This window comes from Nocardia cyriacigeorgica, from assembly GCF_010858045.1.
Taxonomy (GTDB): Bacteria; Actinomycetota; Actinomycetes; order Mycobacteriales; family Mycobacteriaceae; genus Nocardia; species Nocardia cyriacigeorgica_E.
Genome location: NZ_JAAGVC010000033.1, coordinates 15810 through 38990, shown reverse-complemented (window position 1 = coordinate 38990; position 23181 = coordinate 15810). Strand labels below are relative to the sequence as shown.

Sequence of the window (23181 nt, the reverse complement as noted above, 5' to 3'; positions counted from 1 at the left end):
GAGAGTCGAAAGGACACACATGTCGTTGCCGGCTGACCCGCTGCAACAGCGGCTCCTGATTTCAGAGATCGCCGAGCTGGTCGGCGTCGCGGGCGGTACAGCCAGCAACTGGACCAAACGCAAGCTCGGCTTCCCGGATGGAGAATCCGTCGGCAAGGAGCGCCTGTACGCAGCGCATGAGGTAGCGGATTGGCTCGATATCCGTTCGGTGCCCGCGCGGTATCGCCGACCCGGCGAGCGTGACGATGCGACCTACGGCGCCCGGTTCCGCCGCGCCCTCGCCGAACGCGCACCGCGCAGCGATCTCCGTGATGTCGATCCCGGCACGAAGAACTGCCTGCCCGCGCTGAAAACGCTGTGGCATCGCGGTTTTCGCTTCCACAGAGTGAGCGAGGCCGACTATTACGATGCGGCGCTGCTGCTCGCGTTCACCTGGATCTGTGCGCCGGAGCAGTGGCATCAGATCGAGCAGGCGGCGGCGTCGGCGATGCCACACCGGAGCGTGAAGGGTCTGCTCAGCGTCGTGGCCGGCGGAATCGATCTGGCCATGCGCGGGCGAGGACTGACACCGGCCGCCGGCCCGGTAATCATGCGCCTGGAACACGGCAGCATCGCCGGTGTGCGGGAGCTGATCGGACTGTGCACGCAGGTCGGAGTGCGCGGATTCGGCGCACTGCTGCACGAGTTCGCGCGCCCCGCGGCCCGCAGCGACACCTACCACACCCCGCCGGAGATAGCCGCGCTGCTCGGTGCCTGTGCGGTGGCACCCGGCGCGACACTGGCATCGATCATCGACCCCTGCACCCGCTACGGCGAATTGATCCTCGCCGTACCCGGCGCGGTGACCGACTCGGTGACGATCACCGGCATCTGTACCGATCACGCGGCCGCGCGACGCGCGAATATGAACCTGATCGTGCACGGCACACCGGCAGCCGTGAGCGTCGGCCCGGCCCAGCCGTGGCGGCGCAGAGACACCGGACGATTCGACGCGGTGGTGGCGAACCCGGCGTTCAACATCGGATCAGCCGGATCGAACACGAAGGTCGACTGGCATTTCGGTATCGCGCCCCCGCCGCACAATGACAACTACGCGTGGGTGCAATCGGCGATCGCCATGACCAGCGACAGCGGCCGCGCCGCCATCCTCATGCCTGCCGCGGCGGGCGCCAGCGCCAACCCCAGCGAGCACAAGCTGCGGATGGCCATGGTCGAATCCGGTGCAGTCTGCGCGATCATCCATCTGCCCAGTGCGCTGTTTCCGGCCTCAGCGGTCGACACCGCAGTCTGGGTGCTACGTCATCAGACCGAGGACAGGCCCGCCGAGGACCGTCGCATCCTGTTCGTCGACGCACTGCCGATGATCACCCGTCGGCACACCGGTGCGCTGCCCCAGCTCGATCATGGTGAGCGGATCGCCGAACTGGTCCGCGATCCGCAATCCATTGCCGGGAAGGGCGTGGCGGACCTCCCCTCCGGCGGGCGTGCGGTGCTTGTCTCCGCTGAAGCCGTAGCGGCCGCGGACTATTCGCTGATACCGGAGGAATACCTGATCTCCGCACCCTCGGAGGCCGAGACGTACCGGTCGCGGGCAGAAGAGCACCAGGAAGAGATCGCTGAGCGCCTGGCGAGCATCGACCTGGGGAAGTGGTCGCGACTCCGGTTCGGCAAACTTGCCCTGGAAGGCAGTGGCCTGCCGGCGGGCTGGCAGCGGCGACCACTATCCGAGGTATGCACGATCCAGCCGGGACCATCGGGAAGCTACGGTCCGCTGATGAGGATCACCGACTCGGGAACAGTCACGGTGATCAGGCCGAAAAACATCGGCACGCGGCGCTTCAAGAAATCCGACCTCGGTAAAACCGGCCCGGTGCCGGCCAAACTCGAGCCATACCGGACCGCCGAGAACGACATCGTGTGCGTCCGGACCGGGACGGTCGGCCATTACGCCCTGGTGACCGCGGAAGAGCGTGGGTGGCTGCTGAACCCGAACGTCACGCGCCTACGGCCAGACTCCGAAAAGGTAGATCCGGCATACCTCTTCGAGTACCTGGTGTGGTCCTCGGCGAGGGTGGAGAAGCAGGCGGCCGTGAGGTCGATTCCCTCGATCGGCAGCCAAGCGCTCGGCCGCATCGAGATCGCCGTCCCGCCGATCGAGGAACAACAACGCATCGCAACCCTGCTGCGGGAACTGAACGACACCATCGAAGACCTCGGCGGCATGATGTCGGCCATGAAAGGGCTGCACGCCGCGTTATCGGATGGCTTGCTGGACGGGCGGCTGGGCGCTATTACGTCGCCCTAATCGACGGGCTACCTCGGTGTGGGCAGGTTTTGCTGTCCGGGCTGGATGCCTACGCGAGGTCGAGGCGCGCCGGGTGTCAACCGGTGTGGTCGGTCCACGCCTTCCCGCTCCACCACCGCCAACTGGCGACGCGCTGGGGGTCGGGGTACCAGCCGGGAGGGTAGGTGGGCGCGGCCGGGGATGCGGTTTGCGCGGGTTGTGCCTGCTGAGTTTCGCCGCGGGCGGTGGTCTCGGCCGCAAGTGTCGGCATGGCTTTGAGTCGGGAGGTGAAGGCTTCGGCCCCAAGGAGATCGGAGAACTGCCAGCGCAGGGTGAGCCCGGGCCCGGTGATCTGTAGTTCCGCGTAGCGCATCACCGGAAGCATGCGGTTGTACTTGAACCGCCGGTCCGGTCCGCCATCTTTGTTCGCGTACTGCCAGGTAGTGGCCACCTGCACGGCATCCGGCGGCACGGTCCCGTTTTCGATCATCCGGCCGTGGCCGAGGGTGGCGGTCACATCGTGGTATCTCCACGACGCGAATTGCTTGCCGATCTGGACGAGCATCTGATCGGGCAGGAAGTAGAGGCTGAACTCTTTCGCCCGCAGTCCCGGAACCGCGATGTTGGTGGCGAGCCACTTCGGTCCGGTCTCGACCGGGGTCACCGCTTGCCGGGCAACCAGCGACGACGCTCCCGCATTGATCTTGCGATCGTAAGGCAACGCCAGATCCGCTTTGGCATCGATCAGCCATCGCCCGTGCATGCCGCGGATACCGTCGAATGCGCGGTTCAGCGCCTCGAACGCCTGGGCCGGGGCACCGTAGACGTCGTAGATGACCGGCACCCGCAGCTGGCCTTTCAGCCATGCGGCAGGCGACAGCGGAAAACGATGCGAAGCCGCGTTGAGGTCCTGCACCAGATCGGTCGGGGTGCCGTACTCCAGACGGAGAACGGTGACGGCCGGTAATTCCTGGATCACCTGCCTCGACGGTGTCACGACCGGGGCCGTGCGGCCGGGCCGGGAGCGGCGTGGATCGGAAAGGCTGGTCCGGTAGTACAGCCCGTCGGAGCCCATGTGCACATAGGTCGCGCGCGGGCCGGTGCCGACCCGGAGCCCCTTCACCCCGGCCGAGACGCCGAGTCCCGACTGCGACAGGTTGAACCGAAAGGGACCGGCACTCACACTCTTGCGCAGATAGAACCCCACGGTGCGCCTCCTGCCTCATCGGCCGCCCGCGATTGCCCGTTATCGCTCGGAAGCGGTCGCTGTGAGTACATCGGAGCAGGTCGATGGGGTATTACCGCTGATGCCGCTGGTGATCGGCCAGTAGTCCCGCCGCGATGTCTCGAGGCGCCACCGATGTGAATGTCGATGCCACATGAGATGGTCGGCAATACATCCGGGATGCGGGCCAGGAGGGTACAGCAAGCATGTATCGACAGATGAGTGTTTCGACCTACCGTGACGATGTCCGCGCAGCCATCTACGCCCCGCACGTTCGGGAACTGAACGAGTATGTCGACACATTGCGGGCGAAGAAGCCCAAGGAGTTCGTTCCGCATATCTCCCCAGAGTTCGGCGGATCGCAGGCCCGTCTATTACTGCTGACGTTGTCGCCGGGGGAGAAGACCCGGCTGGAGGCCTCGGGTGGCTCGGGGCTGCTGTCTGTGGAGAACAGCGATCCAGCGGCCGCACGCATCGCCGAAGCACTCGACCACGCCGGCATCGATCGCATGGACTGCGTGGGCTGGAACTTCTACCCCTGGTACGTGAAGGGATTCGGGGAGCTGAAGGCCCAGGCGCGAGATCCATACCTACACGAAGGCGTCGACCTGCCGATCCAGGTGATCGCGCGGTTGCCGCGACTACGTGCGGTGTTCATTTTCGGGAAGGTGCCCGAACGCGGCTGGGGTCTGTTCCAGCAGTCGTATCCGATGACGGCACGCAGCCTGAAGCTCTTTCACCACCGTAGTACCGGGCCGAGCGGCTACCGGGGCACTGTCGAACAGCAGATGAGGTGGCGACGGGAGCTGTTCGAGGAGATGAACAGGGCGGCGGCCGCTATCGGGCGATGATGCTCCAGCACTGGTCGTGATCACCATGAGCCGCAGTGAATTTCGCTGATACCCGCTGAGTACATGACTTCGGCACCATCGGAGGCCGAGGTACACCGGAGGCCGGTCGCGGAGCACCAGGCAGAGATGATCGCTATGCGTCGGCTGGCACCCGACCTCGGGGAAAGAACCGAACGGGTGCAGGCCCAACTCGCGCCATTCCGGTCGGATATCGCAGTGTAGCGGAATCAGCGGAAGCAACGATACCGTCGGAGACGGTGCTGGTCCGCGGGCGAGGAGGAGTAGGTGCGGGGCATGGGTGAGGGGCGGTCGGACCAGGATGTGGTGAATCGAGCGGCGAGCCTGTTCGAGTATCTGGCGCGGGTACAGGACATCGGCACCACACGTACCTGTGATGTCGCCGATCTCGGGTCGGTGATCTGGTTGTCGGAGCGTCCGATTCACCAGGCTGTGCGATTGGAGCTCGAGTCTGCTGGATCCCCCTTTCTGGTCGTTGGGAAGATCCGCCTGGAACAACCACCGCAGCTTGTCGACTCTGAGGTTAGAGAGTGGTTGCAACCAGGCAGGCTTGACGATCCGGAGGACGAGCCCTGCCTGCGTGAGACGCGTCCGGGAGCTGCGCAGGAGCTGAGACTCGACGATCACCCTGAGGTCGTAGACCGGTTCGAGCAGTGGCTCCGGAAATGGCGGCCGTGGGCTGCGCAAGCTCGCCGTGACAGGTTGGCATCGAGGCTCTATCACGACCTCTACGACATGTACACCGAGCTGAGCGCCTCATCGGAGACGAGGGAGGCTGTGCTCGGTCTCGGCTGTCTCAGTTGGAAGCCGAAAAACCACAGCACAGTTCGACGGCATGTGCTGACAGTGCCGGTCAAGGTCGACTTCGACACGGATTCGGGCCAGATCTCGGTGACCGCCGAGACGAGTGCCTCGGGGCTGTCGGTCGAGCTGCTGGATTTCTTGGAGAATACCCAGCTCGCCGCGCCCGGCTTGCTGCGCGCGGCTGAGGATTCAGCTCGCGATGACGGAATCGACCCATTTGATCGGTCAGGAATCGCCAGGCTGGTCCGGCGATTGATCAATTGTATCGATCCTTCGGCAACCTATCAGGACGAGATGGCTGCTGCCGTGCCCACGCCGGAACCGGCAGGTGCATATGCACCCGTATTGATCTTGCGCCCGCGCGGTAAGCGTGGGCTCGTGCGGGTTTTGCGGTCGATAGGCGCCCGCATTCGGGAGCATCGCGAAGTGCCCGAGGGTATCCGTAATCTGGTCGACCCCGAGTACGTTCCAGCGCGCACGGCCACACCCGACGATGGCGCGATCGTGCGAGATGGCCAGGACGCTTTTCTGCCTTTGCAGCTCAACCCGGTTCAGTTGGGCATCCTCGACCATGTCGATACCAGCGCGCACACGATCGTGCAGGGACCGCCGGGCACGGGAAAGACCCACACCGCCGCCGCGCTGATCACCCATCTGCTGGCGCAGGGAAAGCGGGTGCTTGTCACCGCACAGACAGACCGTGCCCTCGAGGAGGTGCGCGGCAAGCTCCGCGATGAGATCAAGCCGCTCTGTGTCGCCGTCGTCGGCACCTCCCGCGATGCGTTCACCGACCTGGAGGCCGCGGTCGAGAAGATCTCCGCGGCAGCGAGTGAGTACGACCAAGCACGATCGATGAAAGTGATCGAGGCGGCGGGACAGCGAATTGATTCGCTGCGGCGGCAACGCACCGAAATCAAGGAGCGTTTGCTGCGGGCACGGGAGCGCGAGGTCGCGCGCCACGAAATTGCCGGGTACAGCGGGACGCTCACCGACATCGTATTGCGTCACCGTGACGATGGACCGCGATATGAATGGCTCCGCGGGCTTGCCACGCCACGTGCCGATGAGTCGCTGCCGGTCGCTTCCACCGACATCGAGGAATGGCGTCGATTGTTGCTCGATGATGCGCTGCGGGATCCAGAAGTCGCGGCCCCTCCGTTGCTCACCTTTGGTGATGTGGCGCCAATGGCAGATGTCGAGCAGTGGTTTGCTCGTCACGCCGCGGCAGTCCAGCGCTGCCGGGAGTACCAGCATGTGGGTAGCACCGAGTTGGTGCGGCGGATCGTTGAGCTCACGCCGGCGACCAGGAGCGAGTTGCAGGGGTTGGTCGTCGGGCTCGACCAGCAAGGATCGGAGCTGGCCCAATCGCGTGACGAGTGGTACCGCGACGCGATTGCCGATATTCGCGCCGGCAGTGCGGGCGAGTGGCAGATACGGGCCGGTCAGCTCGCGGAGCTGTTGAGCCCCGCTGAGGAGATGATCGTTGCCCTCGGCATCACCGACGTCACGGTATCCGGGGATGACCTGGGACCTTTGGTTTCGCTGGCGGAAGCACTACTGGCACGCATCCGGTCCCACGGCGAGATCAAGACCCATTCCGACGGTTCGCCGAAGACCGGGCTGACAGCGCCTCGGGTGGTCAAGGATGCCGCACCGCTGTTCGAACGCGTCCGGGTCGACGGCCGCATCCCCGCTTCGGCCGACCAGCTCGAAAGGTTCCGTCAGTTCGCCGAGGCAACTCGGTTGCTGAATCAGCTGGACAGGATCTGGCACGGGCTGCTGACTCCGCCGGCCGGATCGCTGCGGAGTCGCTTGGCGTGGCATCGCGATCGATTCGATCAACTTCGACAGGTCGTCCGGTTCGGTACCGAGCTCGTGGAGGCCGGAGCCAAGCTGCGCACCTACGGGTTGGCCGAGCCCGATTGGTCCGAGCCGCGGACCGTGCGGACCCTGGTGGACGCCTTCGATGCGGTCGCGGCAATGAGCGAGCTGCGGGCGAGCGAAGAGCCGATAGCCCGGCTACATGACAGGGTCCGGGTCGCATACAACGATCCGCACAATACCGCCAACATCCAAGAGCTGTATGCGGCGATCGCGCAATACGATCCGGTCAGATACCGGGCCGCGTACGCGCGGCTGGGGGAACTGAACGAACTTCGGGGAAGGCACAGGCGCCGACACGAGCTCGGGGCTCGGATGAGTGCGCTGCCGAAGCTGCGAGATGCGATCGCTGCCGATCCACACGATGAACACTGGCCGGCCCGGCTGGCCGAGCTGTCCAGCGCGTGGAACTGGGCGCGCGTCGACCGGTGGCTCGCCGACCATGTCGACGAGGAGACCAACACTCTGTTCCACCGCCTGGACCAGGTGGAATCCGCGTTGCGAGACGAAGCGACGGTAGTAGCTGTGGCAAGGTCCTGGGATCGTGCCGTAGGACCGGGGCGTTTGACCCATACCTCCCGCTCGGACCTGCGCCAGTATGTGCAGTTGGTCCGCAAGCTGGGCAAGGGCAAAGGCCAATACGCGGCGCGACGGCAAATCGATATTCAGCAGACTCTCGCCCGCTGCCGCTCCGCGGTCCCGGTGTGGATCATGCCGATCTATCGCGTGGTCGAGCAGCTCGATATCGAACAGAACATGTTCGATGTGGTTGTCGTGGACGAGGCGTCGCAGGCCGGACTCGAATCTGTCTTCCTGCAATATCTGGCGCCGCGGATCGTCGTCATCGGCGACGACAAGCAGGTCTCACCCGCCGGTGTCGGCATCGATCAGAACCAGTTGCGGGCACTCGCGGCCCAGTACCTGCCGAATGATCGGTTCCGCGCGTCGTGGGAGGAGCCACAACGGAGCCTGTTCGATGAAGCGGCGATGCGGTTTCCCACCCGTCTCACGTTGGTGGAGCATCGCCGGTGTGTGCCGGAAATCATCGAATTCTCGAACAGAATTGCCTACGAGCCGCAGCACATTCGACTGCTCCCGGTGCGTCTCTACGGTGCCGACCGACTGCCACCTATTCGAACGGTGTACGTCGCCGATGCCGAGAGCGGGAAGAACAATGTGAATGCGTCGGAAGCCGAGCGCATCGTCCAGCAGGTGGCCCAATGCATCGATGATCCGAAGTACGCGGGCAAGTCCTTCGGCGTGATTTCCCTGCTCGGCCAGGCTCAGGCGAAACTGATCTGGGACAAACTGGTTCAGCGACTGCAACCCGAAGAGATCGCGCGCAGGCAATTGCGATGCGGCGACGCTGCCGATTTTCAAGGCGCTGAACGCGACATCATTTTCCTGTCGATGGTCAAAGCGCCAGGTCCCGATACTCGCATCGTCGCGCAAACGCGGGAACAAATAGTGCAGCGATACAACGTGGCTGTTTCGCGGGCGCGGGATCAGCTGTGGCTGTTTCACTCGATGACGTTGGATCAGCTGAATAATACCGATGACATGCGGTATCAGCTGTTGAACTACTGTCTGGAAACCCAGCGGTCCGGCCACACGGCATCCTCGGCGGCCCGGCCCGAGAAAGTCCCCGACGACCGGGTCGTCACGCCATTCGAATCGCTGTTCGAGCAGCGGGTGTACAACCTTCTGGTCGACCGCGGTTACCAAGTGAGCGCCCATTATGACGCGGCCGGTCATGACATCGACCTGGTGGTCACCGGTGCCCACGCGAAAGTCGCGCTCGAATGTGAGGGTGACAGCTGGGACGGCCCGGAACAGTTCCATCGAGAGCTCGCGCGGCAGCGTGATCTGGAAAGGTGCGGGTGGCCGTTCTTCCGGATTCGTCAGTCGCGATTCGTGGCGGGTCCCGACGCGTGTCTGACTCCGCTGTGGCAGCTGTTCGACGAGCTGAACATCATGCCGATCCCGGACGACGATGTCGCCGTGGCGGGAGAGCCGTCACCTTCGATGAGCACATCCGGGGTGGGGGACCGCGTGGACGATCCGACGCCGACCTCCGAGACGATGTGGCAGGCGGACACGGCCGACGAGAAGAACGGCGAACCGACCTTCCCCCATGAGACGCCGGTACGGTCGGTGGCCCCGATCGTTACGGTCGCGACGGAGCCAGCGGATCTGACGACGGCCTCGCTGTCAGCTGCGGTCGATGCCGAGCCGCCAACCGTCCCGGGCGAATTCGGTTCAGTCGGGACAGACGATTATGCGGACGATCAGTCCGATGGGTCTTCTTGGTCCGAGGCCGTCGCTGTGGTGGCGACGGACGAGGTTTCCAGCACGGGTGATGCACCTTCGATCGCCGAGTACCAGGCTTTCACCGGTCTCCTCACCGCCGCGAATCCCGCCGAAGCAAATCGCTCGACGGTGATTGCGCACCTCGTCCGGATTGTGGGTGTCGAAGGTCCCGTGTCCGGACGGCGGTTGGTTACCGCGTTGCTGCGGGATAAGGGTGGTGTCGACTCCGGGGCAACGCGGGACGCCGTTATCGACGCATTGCGGTACGCGGTAGAGACCGGCGATCTCCTCGAGGACGATCCGCTCCGCCTCGCCGACCCCATCCGGTCCGCCTATCGACTCTCCGGACAGCCGGTATCGCGTCGGCGGACCCTCGGTGTGCGACCGATAGACGAAATTCCGGCCCGGGAACTGGCCGAGACGGTGTCGCACTGTGCCGAACAGATCGGCTGGCACGACCGCGCGGCCCTGATGCGGGCGGTGCTGGTGGAACTCGGACAGCCGCAATTGACCGACCGGGCCATTGCGGCGCTCGCGCTGGTGTGGCCCTTCGCGCGAGCCCTGGCTACTGACCGGGCATCCGCATCGTCATAGGAGTGCGATCGGAGTTGTTCCGCGCAAGAACGCGGCAATCTGGATCAGCCGGTGGTCGCATACCCGTATCGGGCCCAGCCGGGTGACCAGGTCGTGGAACTCATCGATCGGGTCATCGGCCCGCACGGCCCACTCCGCCACAGCGGCGGCGGCATCGCGGCGTTGCGCGGGTGTGCCGCCTGCCTCGGCGGATAGCAGTATCAGTTCGTCGGCCCCGTCCTCGATCGGGCTGAAGTCGAGATGGCCCTGAGCGGCAGCCGCAGCAACGACTGCACGCATGTCGTCCGGATCGGTGAGACCGATCAAATCGCCGACTTCGTCTGCTGTGGCGATACCCCCCTGGGTATGGAGCTGACCGACGAGTTCGACAGTCATGTCGAAGGTGGGGTCCATCGTGTTCGAGGGTGCAGGCTCAGCGATTTCGGGCACCGGCGCTGATGTCGCGCTTGGCACCGACGTCGGCTTGGCCAATGGTTGCGCGGGCTGCTGCGATCCACTCGAAACGACGGGGACCCGCTGCGCGCCTGCCGAGTTCGAAGGCACGGATGGACGCACCGTCGCGGCGACCGCCGGTGAAGCTGATGTTGAGCGATTCGCGGAAGTATCGGTTGTGGTCTCGGCGTCGACCGGCTCATCCGGGCGCAGCATGCGTCGCAGTATGTCTGGTGCTCGCGAGGCATCCGTTTTCGCGGCACGCTCGGCGATCTGCCACAGCAGGCGCAGATGCGATCGGGCCGATCCCTGTGCGGGATCTTCGGGCGTGCCCTGGACAATGGCGACCACGAACACGATCGGGTGCGGTCTGTTCGGTCGAATGAGCCGGCCCATGCGTTGGATCATCTGTCTGTCCGAGCGGGCCGAAGTCAGGATCACGCCGAGCCCGGCCTCCGGCACAACGAGCGACTCGTCCAGCGTTCGTGGTTCGACCAACGCCCGGATGGTTCCTTCACGCAGTCCGAGGGCGACGGCGTCGCGGTCGGATTTCGCCGCCCCCACGCCGCTGATGGCGGCAGTGAGCCCCTGGTCCGTGAGTGCCCGGGCGATGTGACCGGCCGAGGATGCACGGTCGGTGAACAGGATCATTTGCGTGTGGTCCGGCAGTGCGGGCGGGAGAGCACGCACCAAGTCGCTCTTCGCTTTGCATTCGGCCAGGAGCGCGGTGTGGTCGGCGATAGCATTCAGATACTTCTTGGCGTACTGCGCCGCGGCATAACGGCCGCCGGCCAGCGACCGAACGAACTTATCGAATGCGCTGCTGTGCGGGTCGGGTGCACCGTAATTGCCGACCAGCATGTCGGTGAGGTGTTCGATCTGAGCCTCGAGCTGATGCAGCTTAGTGGCTTCGGCGTCGGTCAACTGCACTTCGACCTGGACAACGCGGATCTTGGGAAGGAGTCCGTCGGTCACGGCGCGGGCATAATCGCACCCGGGAATGATCGTGCCGAAATAGGGGAGCAGAACCGATTCGACGAGATCGTCGGAGCGTTCGAGTGCCGCTGTGAGGCCAAGCCGCCACTGGTAGCCGTCGTCGAGTGCTTTGGCGTAGGTTCCTGGACCGTAATCGTGTACATCGTCCACGATGAGAACGGTGGGGATGACGTCGCCGGCGCGACCGAAACGCGTCCTCGCCAACGCAGCTGCGGGCCCGACCACCACGTCCGCTGTTGTCAGCGCTTTGCCGGAACCGCCGAGTCGCTCGACTCGGCACGTCGGTAGCGAGGATTGCAGCACCCTCGACCAACGGTCCTGTTGTTCGACGCCGGAGACGAGGACGACGGCCCGGCGCCCGGCGTCGACCGCCTCGGCTGCGGCGACGACTCCGACCAGCGTTTTGCCCGAACCGTCCACCGATTCGATGACCGCGCGATGATCGTGGCTGCCCCAGTCGTCGAGCGCCACGCGCTGCCAGTCGCGAAGTTCGGGTCCGCAATACACCGAACTCTTGGGCCGCGTGGGCCGCTTGGACGGTGACCCGCCCCCTTCCGCATTTGATGCCCGTCCGCTACCGACTCCTGCTCGTAATGCCCACCGCGGCGGTGTCCGGCTTTCGTCGCGCTCGAACAGATCATCGCGGTGGCGATGGAGAATGCTGTTCACGTCGCTGCGGGTGACAGCGGCATCAGCGATCGCCGCTGCCAGCTGTGCCGCGGTGAGCCAAGGCTGCGCCGTGAGCAGCTCGATGATCCGCCGCAACAACCGATCGCGCACTCCGCCACCTCCTGCCTGGTTCCCACCGGAGCCTAGCGTCCTGGTATGACGGTGTGGTCACCGGTTCGGCCACACGAGATCCGCCGTCTCGGAGTCGATTCAGGTGCGAAGATGAGCTGTCGTGTCGAGTCCCACCGCTGTGTCGGTGGGGTGTGTCGTGGAGGGGGGCAGTTGGGTGCCCGAATCGTTCGTGTGGCAGCAGGCCGAGAACGAGGAGTTCGTACGAGCGAACGATTTGCGGCGGGTATCGCTGTTCATCGAGTTGAACTTGCAGACCGAGGAGATCGAGCGAGATCGAGAACTTTTCGGACTGCTGGTTCAGCGCCATCGGCATCAGGTCCCCGTCGACCGGATCATCGATCGATTCCCGGCACTGACGCTCGTTACCCTCATCGGCCACGCGGCGATCGCCTACGAACAGAACAAGTATTGGGATACGTTCTGGGCCGAACTCGACCTGAATCCCGATGCCGAGTTCGAGAACCTGCTGCGGAGGAAGCTCAGACCGCTCCTGCGCAAGTTCGGGCTGCGGGAGTTCCTGGAGCTGGACCACCAGTACGTCCAAGTGATGGCCGTGCATGCCGGAATACCCGTGCACTGCCTGGACGACCTTGTCGATGTGATCGAGCAGCATGTGGCGCACGGTCGTGACGCACGTGGTGCCGCGGTGTTCGCCTGGCTGACCGAGCCGGGGATGGAGTACCGCCTCGGCTCGCTCGATGTCCCGGTACGCAATTTCCTGCGGTTCGCCGGTGAGGTGGCGGTGGACATCGTCGACCGGATCATCGATTTCGCCGCCTACATGCTCGAACACCCCGAGGCGGGAAACGATCTGGACCTGGATACCTCGACGACCGGATTGCCGCATGTGATGCTCGAGGCGTTGATCGAGCGCCTGCAAGAGCGACCGTTCGGTTCGGCCACCGTCGAGCGGACCGCGATCGCCCGGCAGCGGCGGCCGGCGATTTCCTACTCGCGCGTCGACGATCAAATCGTGCTCGAGATCCCCCATCCGGCACAATCGCCCGAGTCACCGTGGTTGGTGTCGTTCGACGGTGATGCGAAGAAGGTCTATGCCGAACACCGCTGGGGATACGGCGACGGTGACGACCACCCCGCCACGCCGGTGCCCATTGCTCGCCGCGTCCGCCAGATCGTGCTGGATCATCCGGAATCGGGTGCGCACCATTGGATCTCACTGATCGACAAGGCCAACCCGCTGTTGCTGTTCGATAGTGATGGGCGCCAGGTGCCCGCGCACTCTCCGTTGCCACGCGACGAGGTGATCGCGGTACACCCGCGCGCGGCGAGGTTGATGGATGCTACCCGGGATACCGCTATCCCTTTCCTGGCCGAATGCGAGCCGGTCGGTTGGAGCGAATGGTGCGCACGCATCTGTGATCTCAGTGATATCGATGCTGTCCAGCTGCGCCGGGAAAACGGACAGCTGGGACCGATACGGCAGACCCGGCCGATCGGCGCGGCGGAGTTGGAGCTCCCCGAGCCCGTCGATGGGGTGACGACGCGTCGTGGACTTCCGGTGTACAGCGAACGCCCGGCCGTCGCCTTGCCACCCATCGGAGCCGAACCCACGGTATGGCGGGTCCGTGTGCGCCGATCCGACACCAGTGACTGGTTGACCGACGACGAATGGGAGTCGGCCGACGAACCGACCGAACTCGATCCGTTCGATGGACTCGATACCGGCCTGCTCGGACTGTTCGACGTGGTGGTGAGCGGACCGCTCGGCGCGGACCTGCGGCACACCCTGTTCATGGCCGAGGGCCTGGCGGTAGACCACGGCGTGGAATTCCGGCTGCCGGATGGTGACGGTCTCACCCCCAGCCGGACCGAGCTCGCCGGACTGGCCCCACTCGTGCTGGACCGCGAGGTGCTCGAATTCGATCGAAACACACGCGAATCCGAGATCCGGGTGCGATCCGGTGCCCGAGAGGAGCGGTTGGTGGTGCGTCCGCCGCATGTCGAGATGCGGGTGGATGAGGTCGGCACGGCGGCCACGTGGCGAACCGCGACCACGGTGCTGGCGCCGGAGGACTTGACCGAACACGCCGTCGTCGCAGTGCGGGTACCGGGCGAGGTCGAGGTGGATATGGCCCTGGCCGATTCGGCCGGACATATCGTCCAGATCGAGCAGCCCCAGGTCAGCAGAGGCAACGTATTCCACGTGCCGACCAGGGCGTTCGTCGACACCGCCCGCCGGTTGCAGCGCACGGTCCTCCTGGCGCGCATCGACACCGCGGACCGGAGGACGCACCGCGTCGCGGTGGCGTTGATCCGGCCGCCACTACTGTGCACCGGCGCCGAGATCAGCGGCGGCCGGCTCGTGTGCAGCGGTGTGCGGGGAACCGCGGATCTCGCGGCCTATGTCTGGGCGGACACAGCGCCGTGGCGGGAGCCTGAGCTCGTGCCGATCGATGCTGACGGGCACGGCGATCTGCCGCCGGGCTGGGCTGATGCCGGTCCGTTGACCATCCAGGTGTTCGTGGATGATCCATGGTCGGTGACGCCGGTGCCGGACCGCCCGGACTCCACCGCAGTTCATGTCGATCAACCGGGATGGATGAGCGATGCCGATCCGGTCCGGGAGCAGCTGTCGCGATTCCTCGCGGGCTGCGGTGCTGCCCCGGCCGATCTATCGGCGCTCGCCGATGTCTGGACCGTGCTGGCGGGAGCGGACGGCAACGATCACGCGGACCGGCTGCTTCGCGCCGGCCTGGACAGGGCGCTGGGAGCGGACCCGCGCTCGTCGCTGGAGGCACTGGAGCGAAGCACCTTCGCACAGGAAACCTTTCCGGCGTTGCTGATCCGGACCGGTCTGGTGGAGCAGGATTTCTCTTCACCGATCCGGCTCGGCGCACATACCAATCCCTGGCTCGGGAGCCTGATGGATATCGCCGACCTGCCATGGGTGAGTTTGCGGTCATCGGAGTCGATCGCGGAGATCGTGGGCGGCCTGAAGAACTCGGGTGGCGAGACGCTGGTGGAGCTGCTGGCCGGCCAGACGAGTCGGCTGCGTGCAGGCGTCTTCGAGGCGGGCAGCGTGCTGCTCCACCAGCGCGAGCAGCTGATGCCAGGACAGATCGACGCGATGAAGCAGGCACTGGAGATCGTGCCGGAGGCATTACTGGATGACACCACCCGGCAAGCGGCCATGTTCGAAGCATTCGCGCAACGAATCGCCTGGCAGAACGATCCACAATGCATGACCCTCACCAAGGGCGCGGCCGGCCTGTTCACCCCGCTGTGGCGGGCCTCGCCGTGGGTCCACGACATCGTGAAGGCAAGAAACGAAGTGCTCGACGGTGCCGACACCACCGAACATCCGTGGCTGCTGATGTCGCTGCAATCGCTGCTGCTGGCGACCAGCTCCCGCCTTGCCGCACGTGGTCTCCTGCGCCGACCGGTGATGACCGACTCCACCCGCGCCGCATGGGCGCGATTGGCCGAACTTTGTCCGGCGATGGTCGCCGCGGACGTGCTGATCGCCGACGCTCTCGCCTGCTATGCACAGAACGACAACCTGATCGGAGGCCAACCGTGAGCGACCGCCTCGACCCCTTGGCAGCCGCCGCCGATATCGAGGCAGCGTACAAGCGGTATCTGAAAACACTGATCGGCCCGCGCGACCCCGCTCTTGCGGCAGCCTTCGACCAAGCGGTCGATGACACCGCACTGCTGACGAAGGGGCCGCTGCTCGAACTCACCCCACCCTACGAGCCGGGTGCCTCCCTGCGGCAGCTCATCAACGATGGCGTACTGCATCCCGCCTTCGCCGCGTTCGAGTCCACCATGTCGCTGGATCGGCCGCTGTACCGGCATCAGGAGATCGCCGTCCGCAAGGCCGTGGCCGGGCGCAACCTCGTCGTCAGCACGGGCACTGGTTCCGGTAAAACCGAAAGTTTCCTGCTGCCGATCCTGAACGAGCTGGTCACACAGCAGGCGGCAGGGACGCTCGGCCCTGGCGTGCGTGCGCTGCTGCTGTACCCGATGAACGCTCTCGCCAACGATCAGCTGCAACGCCTGCGGGACCTGCTGCGAGCCACTCCGGAGATCACCTTCGGCCGCTACACCGGTGAAACCAGAGAGCGCCGTGCCGATGCGGACTCGGTATTCCACGCCATGCACCCGGGCACCGAACGGCTACCGAACGAGTTGCTCAGTCGAGAGGAAATGCGTGAGTCGCCACCGCACATCCTGCTCACCAACTACGCGATGCTCGAATATCTGCTGCTGCGTCCGCGTGACATGGAGCTGTTCGATGGCGAGCACGCGGGAAACTGGCGTTTCATCGCGCTCGATGAGGCGCATGTGTACGACGGCGCCCAGGGTTGTGAAGTTGCCTTACTGTTGCGCAGATTGCGCGATCGCGTTGCCCGCGACCGGCAGGTGCAGTGCATCGCGACCTCGGCGTCATTGTCGGGCAGCTCTGAGGAGGAACAGGGCAGAGAGGCGATGGCGTTCGCCCGCAAGCTGTTCGATGTCGAACTCGAGTTCATCGAAGACGACACCGACCGCCAGGATTTGGTGACGGCAACACGGATGCGCTGCCGGGACGAACCGACCTGGACCATCGATGATGACAAGCTGCTCGAACTCGCCGACCCCGATGCCGACCTCAGCTCGATCGCAGCGGAATCGGGATGTGCCGATATTGCCGAAGCACTTGACCGAGAACGCCGAATTGCCGACGTCAAGGCGGCCGCGTTGGCCGGTCCGGTCGATGTCGCCACATTGGCGGAGAAGGTGTGGTCCGGCGACGAGCTGGCACAGCGGAAATTGGAGGCCTTGGTCGCTCTCGGATCCAAGGTATTCGACAGCGGTGGGAACCCCGTGCTGTCGGCTCGCTATCACATGTTCGTGCGCGCGACCGAAGGCGCGTACGTCAGCTTCACCGATGCCGGCCCGCGGGTGCTGCTCAGCAGACACGAACAGGATCCGGAAACCGGCCGAGCCGTATTCGAATTCGGTGCGTGTGAACGGTGTGGGGCGGTGCATCTGGCCGGCGAATCTCTGCAGGTCGAAGGCCGTCAGTACTTCCGGCCGTGCAAACGGGATTCGAAGGTCAAATGGCTGGTGCTGACAGAGGCCGCCACCGACGACACGATTGACGAGGACGAATCAACGCTTTCCGGTGACCGTGAGCCGGGCATCGAAACCGGGCGACGCATTTTGTGCACCGGTTGCGGCGCACTCGGCCGCGGCGCCGCAGCAAGCTGCAAGCCCGAATGTCCGGGTGGCCCCGCGCTGAATGTGCGGGAACATCCCGCAGCACAGCGGGTGATGAGCAAATGCACCGAATGCGGTGCGCTTGCCACGCAGGTGATCCGCAGATTGCGTACCGACACCAATGCCGCGCCCGCGGTGATCACCACCGCGTTGTATCAGCATCTGCCCACCGCCGACAATGCGTCCGCCGAGCTCGTCGGCGGCGGCCGGAAGCTGCTGATGTTCTCCGACTCCCGGCAGTCGGCGGCGTTCGCCGCGCCCTATCTGGCCGCGACCTATGGGCGCATGCTTGTTCGCCGATACTTGGTGCGGACTCTCGATGACCCCAAGTACGCGGGTGACCCGTTGTCTGCGGAAGATCTGGCCGATGGTGTCCGCGCTGTCGCCGAGCGCGCGCGTCATTTCGACGAGCAGGCCACCCGAACGGGAAAGCTGCGTGAGGTGAATCCGTGGGTGATGGCCGAGCTCATGTCGATGGACCAGCGCCAGTCGCTCGAGGGCCTCGGTTTGATGGCGGTGACGCTGGCACGCTGCGGTAAGGCACAGATTCCGCGCGGCTTCACCCAGCTGGGCCTCACCGGTGACGAGTTCTGGGCGCTATTGGAAGAACTGGTCAAGACTGTCCGCTTGCAGGGCGCTATGACCCTGCTGGACGGAGTCGACATCCAGGATGCGATTTTCGAGCCCCGCAATACCAAGGTCCGGATCCGCTCGATGGACTCGGATCGAGGTCGGCAGATCCTCAGTTGGTGTCCTGGTGGCCGGCCCGGGACGACGAACAACCGAATCCTGCTGGTACGTAAAGTACTCGAGGCTCTCGGCAGCACCCACTCGGCCGACGAAGTGCTCGGCGCGTGCTGGAAGTTCCTGCTGGAACCGTGTAGATGCCACACTTTCTTGGCGGCGGAAAACGATCGTGGCAGCGGGATCGTCTACCAGCTCGACCACACCACCCTGCGGATACTGCCCGGATCGGAACGGAAGTGGTACCGGTGCTCGGCCTGCCGCCGGCTCACCACCCACAACATCCGGCAACTGTGTCCGCACGGTGCGTGCGACGGAACGCTGGCCGAGTACGACATCCCGGACCTGGACCAGGACACCAACCACTATCGAACCAGTTACCGGACCTTGGAGCTGCTGCCGTTGTCCGCGCGTGAACACACCGCGCAGTGGGTGGCGCAACAAGCCGCGGAGGTGCAGCGCAAGTTCGTCGACGGCGAGATCAACGTGCTGTCGTGTTCGACGACCTTCGAACTCGGCGTCGACGTGGGTGAACTCCAGTCGGTCATGCTACGGAATATGCCGCCCAAGACGGCGAACTATGTGCAGCGGGCCGGTCGCGCCGGCCGGCGAGCCGCCGCGGCAGCACTGGTGGTGACCTATGCCAAACGCAGCTCGCACGATCTGTCGAAGTTCCAGAAACCGGAGGCGATGATCGCCGGCCGGATGCGCATTCCGTGGATACCGATCGACAATGCCCGTATCGGCCGGCGGCACGCGCATTCGGTCGCGCTGGCCGCTTACCTGCGTGCCTGTTTCGATACGGATGGCTCGGAATGGCGTGATGCGGGTTCCTTCTTCGGTCCCAGCGACGGTGGGGGCGACTCCGCTGCCGCGGCCGTGCGATATTTCCTTACTCCTGTGCCTCCTGGTGTTCGCGAATCGCTGCGGGCCGTGCTGCCCTCATCGACGGCGCAGGAATTGGGGATCGAAAGTGATGAGTGGGTTGAGCCGCTCTGCGCATTGCTTGCCGATACCGAACGCGATATCCGCAGCGATATCGCGACCTTCCAGCAGTTGCTCGACGACGCCGCAGCCGCGCAGCAGTACTCGGTCTGCGCGCGACTGAAACACACGATCAACACGATTCGCGGGCGGGAGCTGCTCGGATATCTCGCTAACAAGAACATCCTGCCCAAGTACGGGTTCCCGGTTGACACCGTGGAGCTGCGCACCGCGCATTGCGAGGGCGATGTCGGTGCTCGACTGGAACTTTCCAGAGACCTCGGCCAGGCCATTTACGACTATGCACCGGGAAACCAAGTGGTGGCCGGTGGCAAGGTGTGGACCTCGCGCGGCCTGCACAAGGTGCCCAAACGCGAGCTCGAGCAATTGCAATACCGGGTATGCAAGGAATGCAACCACTTCGAATGCGGGCACGTCCTCGATGCGGCGGCGGTATGCCCCAACTGCCAGCAGGATTTCGGTGCCATCCGGACGGCGGTGCTGCCCGAGTTCGGCTTCGTCGCCGATCGTATTGCCCAGGATGTGCGGTCCGAGCCGCCGCGGCGGTCGTGGTTCGGCGCCAGCTATGTCGAATCCATCGGCGAGAGTTCCGATGTCTATGCGTGGCCTGCTGAGGGCGACGCGGAAGTGTACGCGCGGGCAGGTACCCGAGCTCGGCTCGCGGTGATCGGTGAGGGAGCCGGCGGAGGTTTTCTGCTGTGTGGCTGGTGCGGGTGGGCCGATCCCAATGTCAAGGAACGGAAACGGGGCAAACCGCATCATCGCCCGGCGACCGGAGCGCCGTGTGATGGCCGACTCGACGTGGTTTCGCTGGTGCACCGGTACGAAACCGATGTCGCCGAGTTCACCTTCTCCGAGGATGTCTCTTACGACAAGGAGTCGGAATCGACGTGGCTCTCGGTGCTCTATGCCTTGCTCGAAGGGGCGTCCGAAGCGTTGGAGATCAGCCGCGATGATATCGACGGCACCCTGTCGTGGAGTGCGGACGGCAGGCGCAGCATCGTCCTGTTCGACACCGTCCCGGCCGGTGCCGGTGCGGCGAAGCAGATCGCCAAGGAGCTCGAACGGGTCCTGGTTGTCGCGGCGGACCGAGTGAACCGATGCGAATGCGGTGTCGAGACTTCCTGTTACGGATGTTTGCGGTCGTTCCGGAACGAACGTTTCCACGACCAGCTGACGCGGGCCGGTGCGCTGGAGATCTTCGCACGGCTCGGCCTGATGGACACCACCGAACCCGTCGGCGAGCAGTGGGGCGACAACGCCGTCTACATATCGGACGCGGTGCGGCAGCTGCTTGCCGAACTGTCTCAGCGCGCGGTCCCCGAGCCCGAGGTGGGCACGGAGGCCGGCAAATACTACTGGCCGGTGGAGATCGCCTGGCCGGGAGCCAAGGTGGTGGTCGTCGAGGGGATCGACGAGGAACGCGACGCCGCGCTCGCCGCCGACGGCTACCGGGTGCTCCCAGTCGAGCGCGCCGACGCCGCGCAGCTCGGTGCCTTGCTCTCTGGACGCTGAGTACACCCAACACCGGATGCCCGCACAGCCCCAGTGGGGTGTGCGGGCAGCTCGGCGGAATGCGCCGGCTCAGCGCAGTAGCGTGGAGCGCGTGCCGGACCACGTGACAACCAGCTGGTCACGCGCACGGCTGGCGGCCACATAGAGCAGTGATCGTTCCCGCTGATGCGCCTCCGCCTGTTCCTCCTCGGGCACGTTGCGCAGCATGGTCTGAAGCGGCACGTGGTCCTGGTCCACACCGGCGAGGATGACGCAGCGGAATTCCATGCCCTTGGCCCGATGCATGGTGAGAACCTGAACATGATCCGGCGTCGCCGGATCGTCGCCGAGAACCTGGGCGGGAATATCGTGCTGATTCAGCGCTCGAACGAACGCGTCGCGCTCCTTCTGCCCGCGGGTGAGGACCGCGATGTTCCCGGGGTACAGCTCGTCTTTCTCCAGCCAATGCGCCACCTGGTCGACCACGACATCCAATTCATGCGCGCTGGAATCACATTCCACCAGCAGCGGATTCGGGCCGAGCCTGGCGGAGGTGTATCCGGCGGTGGACTCGGCACCCTCTTCGAGGTCGTGGTAGTCCGCGCCTTCGAGGATGCTCACCGCGAAATGCAGATTCTGCGCCGTGGTCCGGTAGTTGAGCGTGAGCCGACTCGACCTCCCACCTCGGATATTGATGCCGAGGCGGTGCAAGACCACCGGCTGACCGTAGATCCGCTGATGCGAGTCCTCGGCGATGAACAGGTCGTTCGGGCCATCCGCCACCAGTGACCGCAGCAGCTGCCAATGTGTGGCGTGCAGGTCCTGAGCCTCGTCGACGATCACATGGTCGGCGAGATATCCAGCACCGGAATCGACCCCGAGACGCAGGTGCGCGGCCGCGACCGCCATAGCCTCCGGGAAGGTCATCGCCCCCTGTGTGCGGCCATTCCTACGGAACTGCTCGATCACCTGCCAGACGGCCGAACGTTGTGGCCGTGACAGCCGGACACCTCGACCCGCGCGCGGCACCTTGAGGTACTGCTCGAGCGACGTGATCCGGTTGCCGAGCACGACCCCGAGGTACTCCCCGGCCAGGAACGACGAATGCGACAACCGAGGGTCGAGAGTCGATTTCGTCTCACGGACCGCCGTCGCCCATGCGTTGTCGTCGTTGTAGATGCGCTTGCGCCGCGGGGTGGTGTCGCCCGGACCGAAGACGGTCTCCAGGGCCGGGCCCAGGTCGTCGCCCTGCCGGAGCACGGCAGCGGCGAGCTTGTCCAGGCCTGCGACGTAGACACCTCGTTCACCAGGCCGGTCCGCGATCGTGATGGCTGGGTCGAGGGCTCGCAAACTTCCGAGCAAGTCCAGCGCCAGGGTCTTGTTGTAGGTGGTGAGGATGATCCTCGCGTCGGGATTGCGCTGGGCGAGGTACCGGGCGCGGTGCAGGGCGACGACGGTCTTGCCGGTGCCCGCACCACCGGAGAGCCGGAACGCGCCACGCTGATCCTTTTCGACGAACCTGCGCTGATTCGGGTGTAGGAAGGTCCGCCACACTGCGAAGTCGCCACCTTCGATGACGCGGCGCAGCTCCTCGTTGTCGTCGACGAGGGTGAACTGCATTTTGGTCGCGGGGTGGTCGAGCGCGGCGAGTACCTGCTCGTCATCGTCCAGTGTCTGGTCGACAGGCTGATCGGTGAAGCCGAGGATGTCGCGGATCTCGTCGATGCTGCGTCCGACCGAGAGCTCGAGCAGCGCGTTCTGCTGCCAGGCCACATCGGTCGTCTGGGCGACGCTGAGCACGCCGTCTTGATCCGGTGCCGCCAAGGCGCGTGCGGCCAAGTCCGGATCCAGACCCAGCCGGTCGGTCAGTTCGGCAAGGGTGAATCCGACGTGCACCAGATAGCCGACGGGGGAGTGCACCGCCAGTTCGGCCAGCTGACCGGTCGGGTCCGGTACCATCGACCGCTTCTTGCGGTCGTTGCGGCCATCCAGCTCACCGACGATGCCTTCGAGGACCCCGTTGACGGGATTGACGCGCAGAGTGGACTGCTGGGCCAGCTTGTTGGCCACATCGTGCTTCCACGTGCCGAGGTAGATGTAGGTGGTGTCCCCGAGCTTGGCGTCGATCCGGAACATGATCGCGCGAAAGTTCATGTCTACCCGGCCGGTACGGACCCGCGAGTCGACGGCTCCTTTGATCGGTTCGATATGCAAGCCGGGCGCGGTGTGGTCGGTCTGGACCTTGTCGAGGAAGTCGTAAACCCGCTTCTTGACCGATCCATCGAGCTTCGGCATCGACTTGGTGTTCGCCGCCAGTACGACATATGCATTCCCCATCACTACGCCCCTTCGCTCTCGAGATCACACGTCGCTCCGAGCCGATACGGTGTTGTGCCTGGTGCGCCCGTGTGCTCGATAGCCCATCGTAATGAACCGTGAAGCGACGCGGATTCGTTACGCGTCAGTGCGTTCGGAGGTCCGACCAGCCGGTACCGGCCGTTCATCGCGGATACGTA

9 protein-coding genes and 1 pseudogene are annotated in these 23181 nt (G+C 64.9%); 5 read left to right on the top strand and 5 right to left on the bottom strand.

Features of this window, described 5'->3' with window-relative positions; all coding sequences use genetic code 11:
- Window positions 1-61 precede the first annotated feature (61 nt).
- Window positions 62-682 (bottom strand): hypothetical protein, encoded by a 621-nt coding sequence (locus GV790_RS31805; protein WP_256673468.1) that lies wholly within the window; start codon window positions 680-682, stop codon window positions 62-64.
- On the opposite strand from GV790_RS31805, the gene GV790_RS22375 reads away from it, so the two are divergent.
- Window positions 590-2305 carry an N-6 DNA methylase gene (locus GV790_RS22375; RefSeq protein WP_256673464.1) on the top strand — a complete coding sequence of 572 codons (1716 nt, stop codon included), beginning with the start codon at window positions 590-592 and terminating at the stop codon, window positions 2303-2305. The genes GV790_RS31805 and GV790_RS22375 overlap by 93 nt on opposite strands.
- 76 nt (window positions 2306-2381) lie before the next feature.
- Here the strand turns inward: GV790_RS22375 and GV790_RS31800 are convergent, their stop codons facing one another.
- Window positions 2382-3200, bottom strand: a complete 819-nt coding sequence (locus GV790_RS31800; protein ID WP_309139028.1) for a DUF2510 domain-containing protein — start codon at window positions 3198-3200, stop codon at window positions 2382-2384.
- A 144-nt stretch (window positions 3201-3344) separates the two neighbouring features.
- Window positions 3345-3491 (bottom strand): annotated as a pseudogene (locus tag GV790_RS31910) (DUF4236 domain-containing protein); the annotation flags it as partial.
- Between the two features lie 236 nt (window positions 3492-3727).
- On the opposite strand from GV790_RS31910, the gene GV790_RS22365 reads away from it, so the two are divergent.
- Together GV790_RS22365 and GV790_RS22360 are read left to right on the top strand one after the other, a co-directional pair.
- A complete protein-coding gene (locus GV790_RS22365) occupies window positions 3728-4360 on the top strand; it encodes a hypothetical protein (RefSeq protein ID WP_163815708.1) in 633 nt (210 codons plus the stop codon).
- Between the two features lie 294 nt (window positions 4361-4654).
- Window positions 4655-9967, top strand: a complete 5313-nt coding sequence (locus GV790_RS22360) for an AAA domain-containing protein (protein ID WP_163815705.1) — start codon at window positions 4655-4657, stop codon at window positions 9965-9967.
- On the opposite strand, the gene GV790_RS22355 is transcribed toward GV790_RS22360, so the two are convergent.
- The gene (locus GV790_RS22355) at window positions 9962-12175 is read right to left on the bottom strand and encodes a DEAD/DEAH box helicase (protein ID WP_163815703.1); all 2214 of its coding nucleotides are present in this window, start codon (window positions 12173-12175) and stop codon (window positions 9962-9964) included. The two genes, GV790_RS22360 and GV790_RS22355, sit on opposite strands and share 6 nt — an antisense overlap.
- Before the next feature lie 175 nt (window positions 12176-12350).
- Here GV790_RS22355 and GV790_RS22350 point away from each other — a divergent pair, with 175 nt between their 5' ends.
- Together GV790_RS22350 and GV790_RS22345 are read left to right on the top strand one after the other, a co-directional pair.
- On the top strand, window positions 12351-15737 hold the full coding sequence (locus GV790_RS22350; RefSeq protein ID WP_163815700.1) for a hypothetical protein: 3387 nt from the start codon (window positions 12351-12353) through the stop codon (window positions 15735-15737).
- Window positions 15734-20686 carry a DEAD/DEAH box helicase gene (locus GV790_RS22345; protein WP_163815698.1) on the top strand — a complete coding sequence of 1651 codons (4953 nt, stop codon included), beginning with the start codon at window positions 15734-15736 and terminating at the stop codon, window positions 20684-20686. The genes GV790_RS22350 and GV790_RS22345 overlap by 4 nt, the downstream gene beginning before the upstream one ends.
- A 69-nt stretch (window positions 20687-20755) precedes the next feature.
- Here GV790_RS22345 and GV790_RS22340 read toward each other — a convergent pair whose 3' ends face one another.
- A complete protein-coding gene (locus GV790_RS22340) occupies window positions 20756-23002 on the bottom strand; it encodes a 3'-5' exonuclease (RefSeq protein ID WP_163815696.1) in 2247 nt (748 codons plus the stop codon).
- Between the last annotated feature and the right edge of the window lie 179 nt (window positions 23003-23181).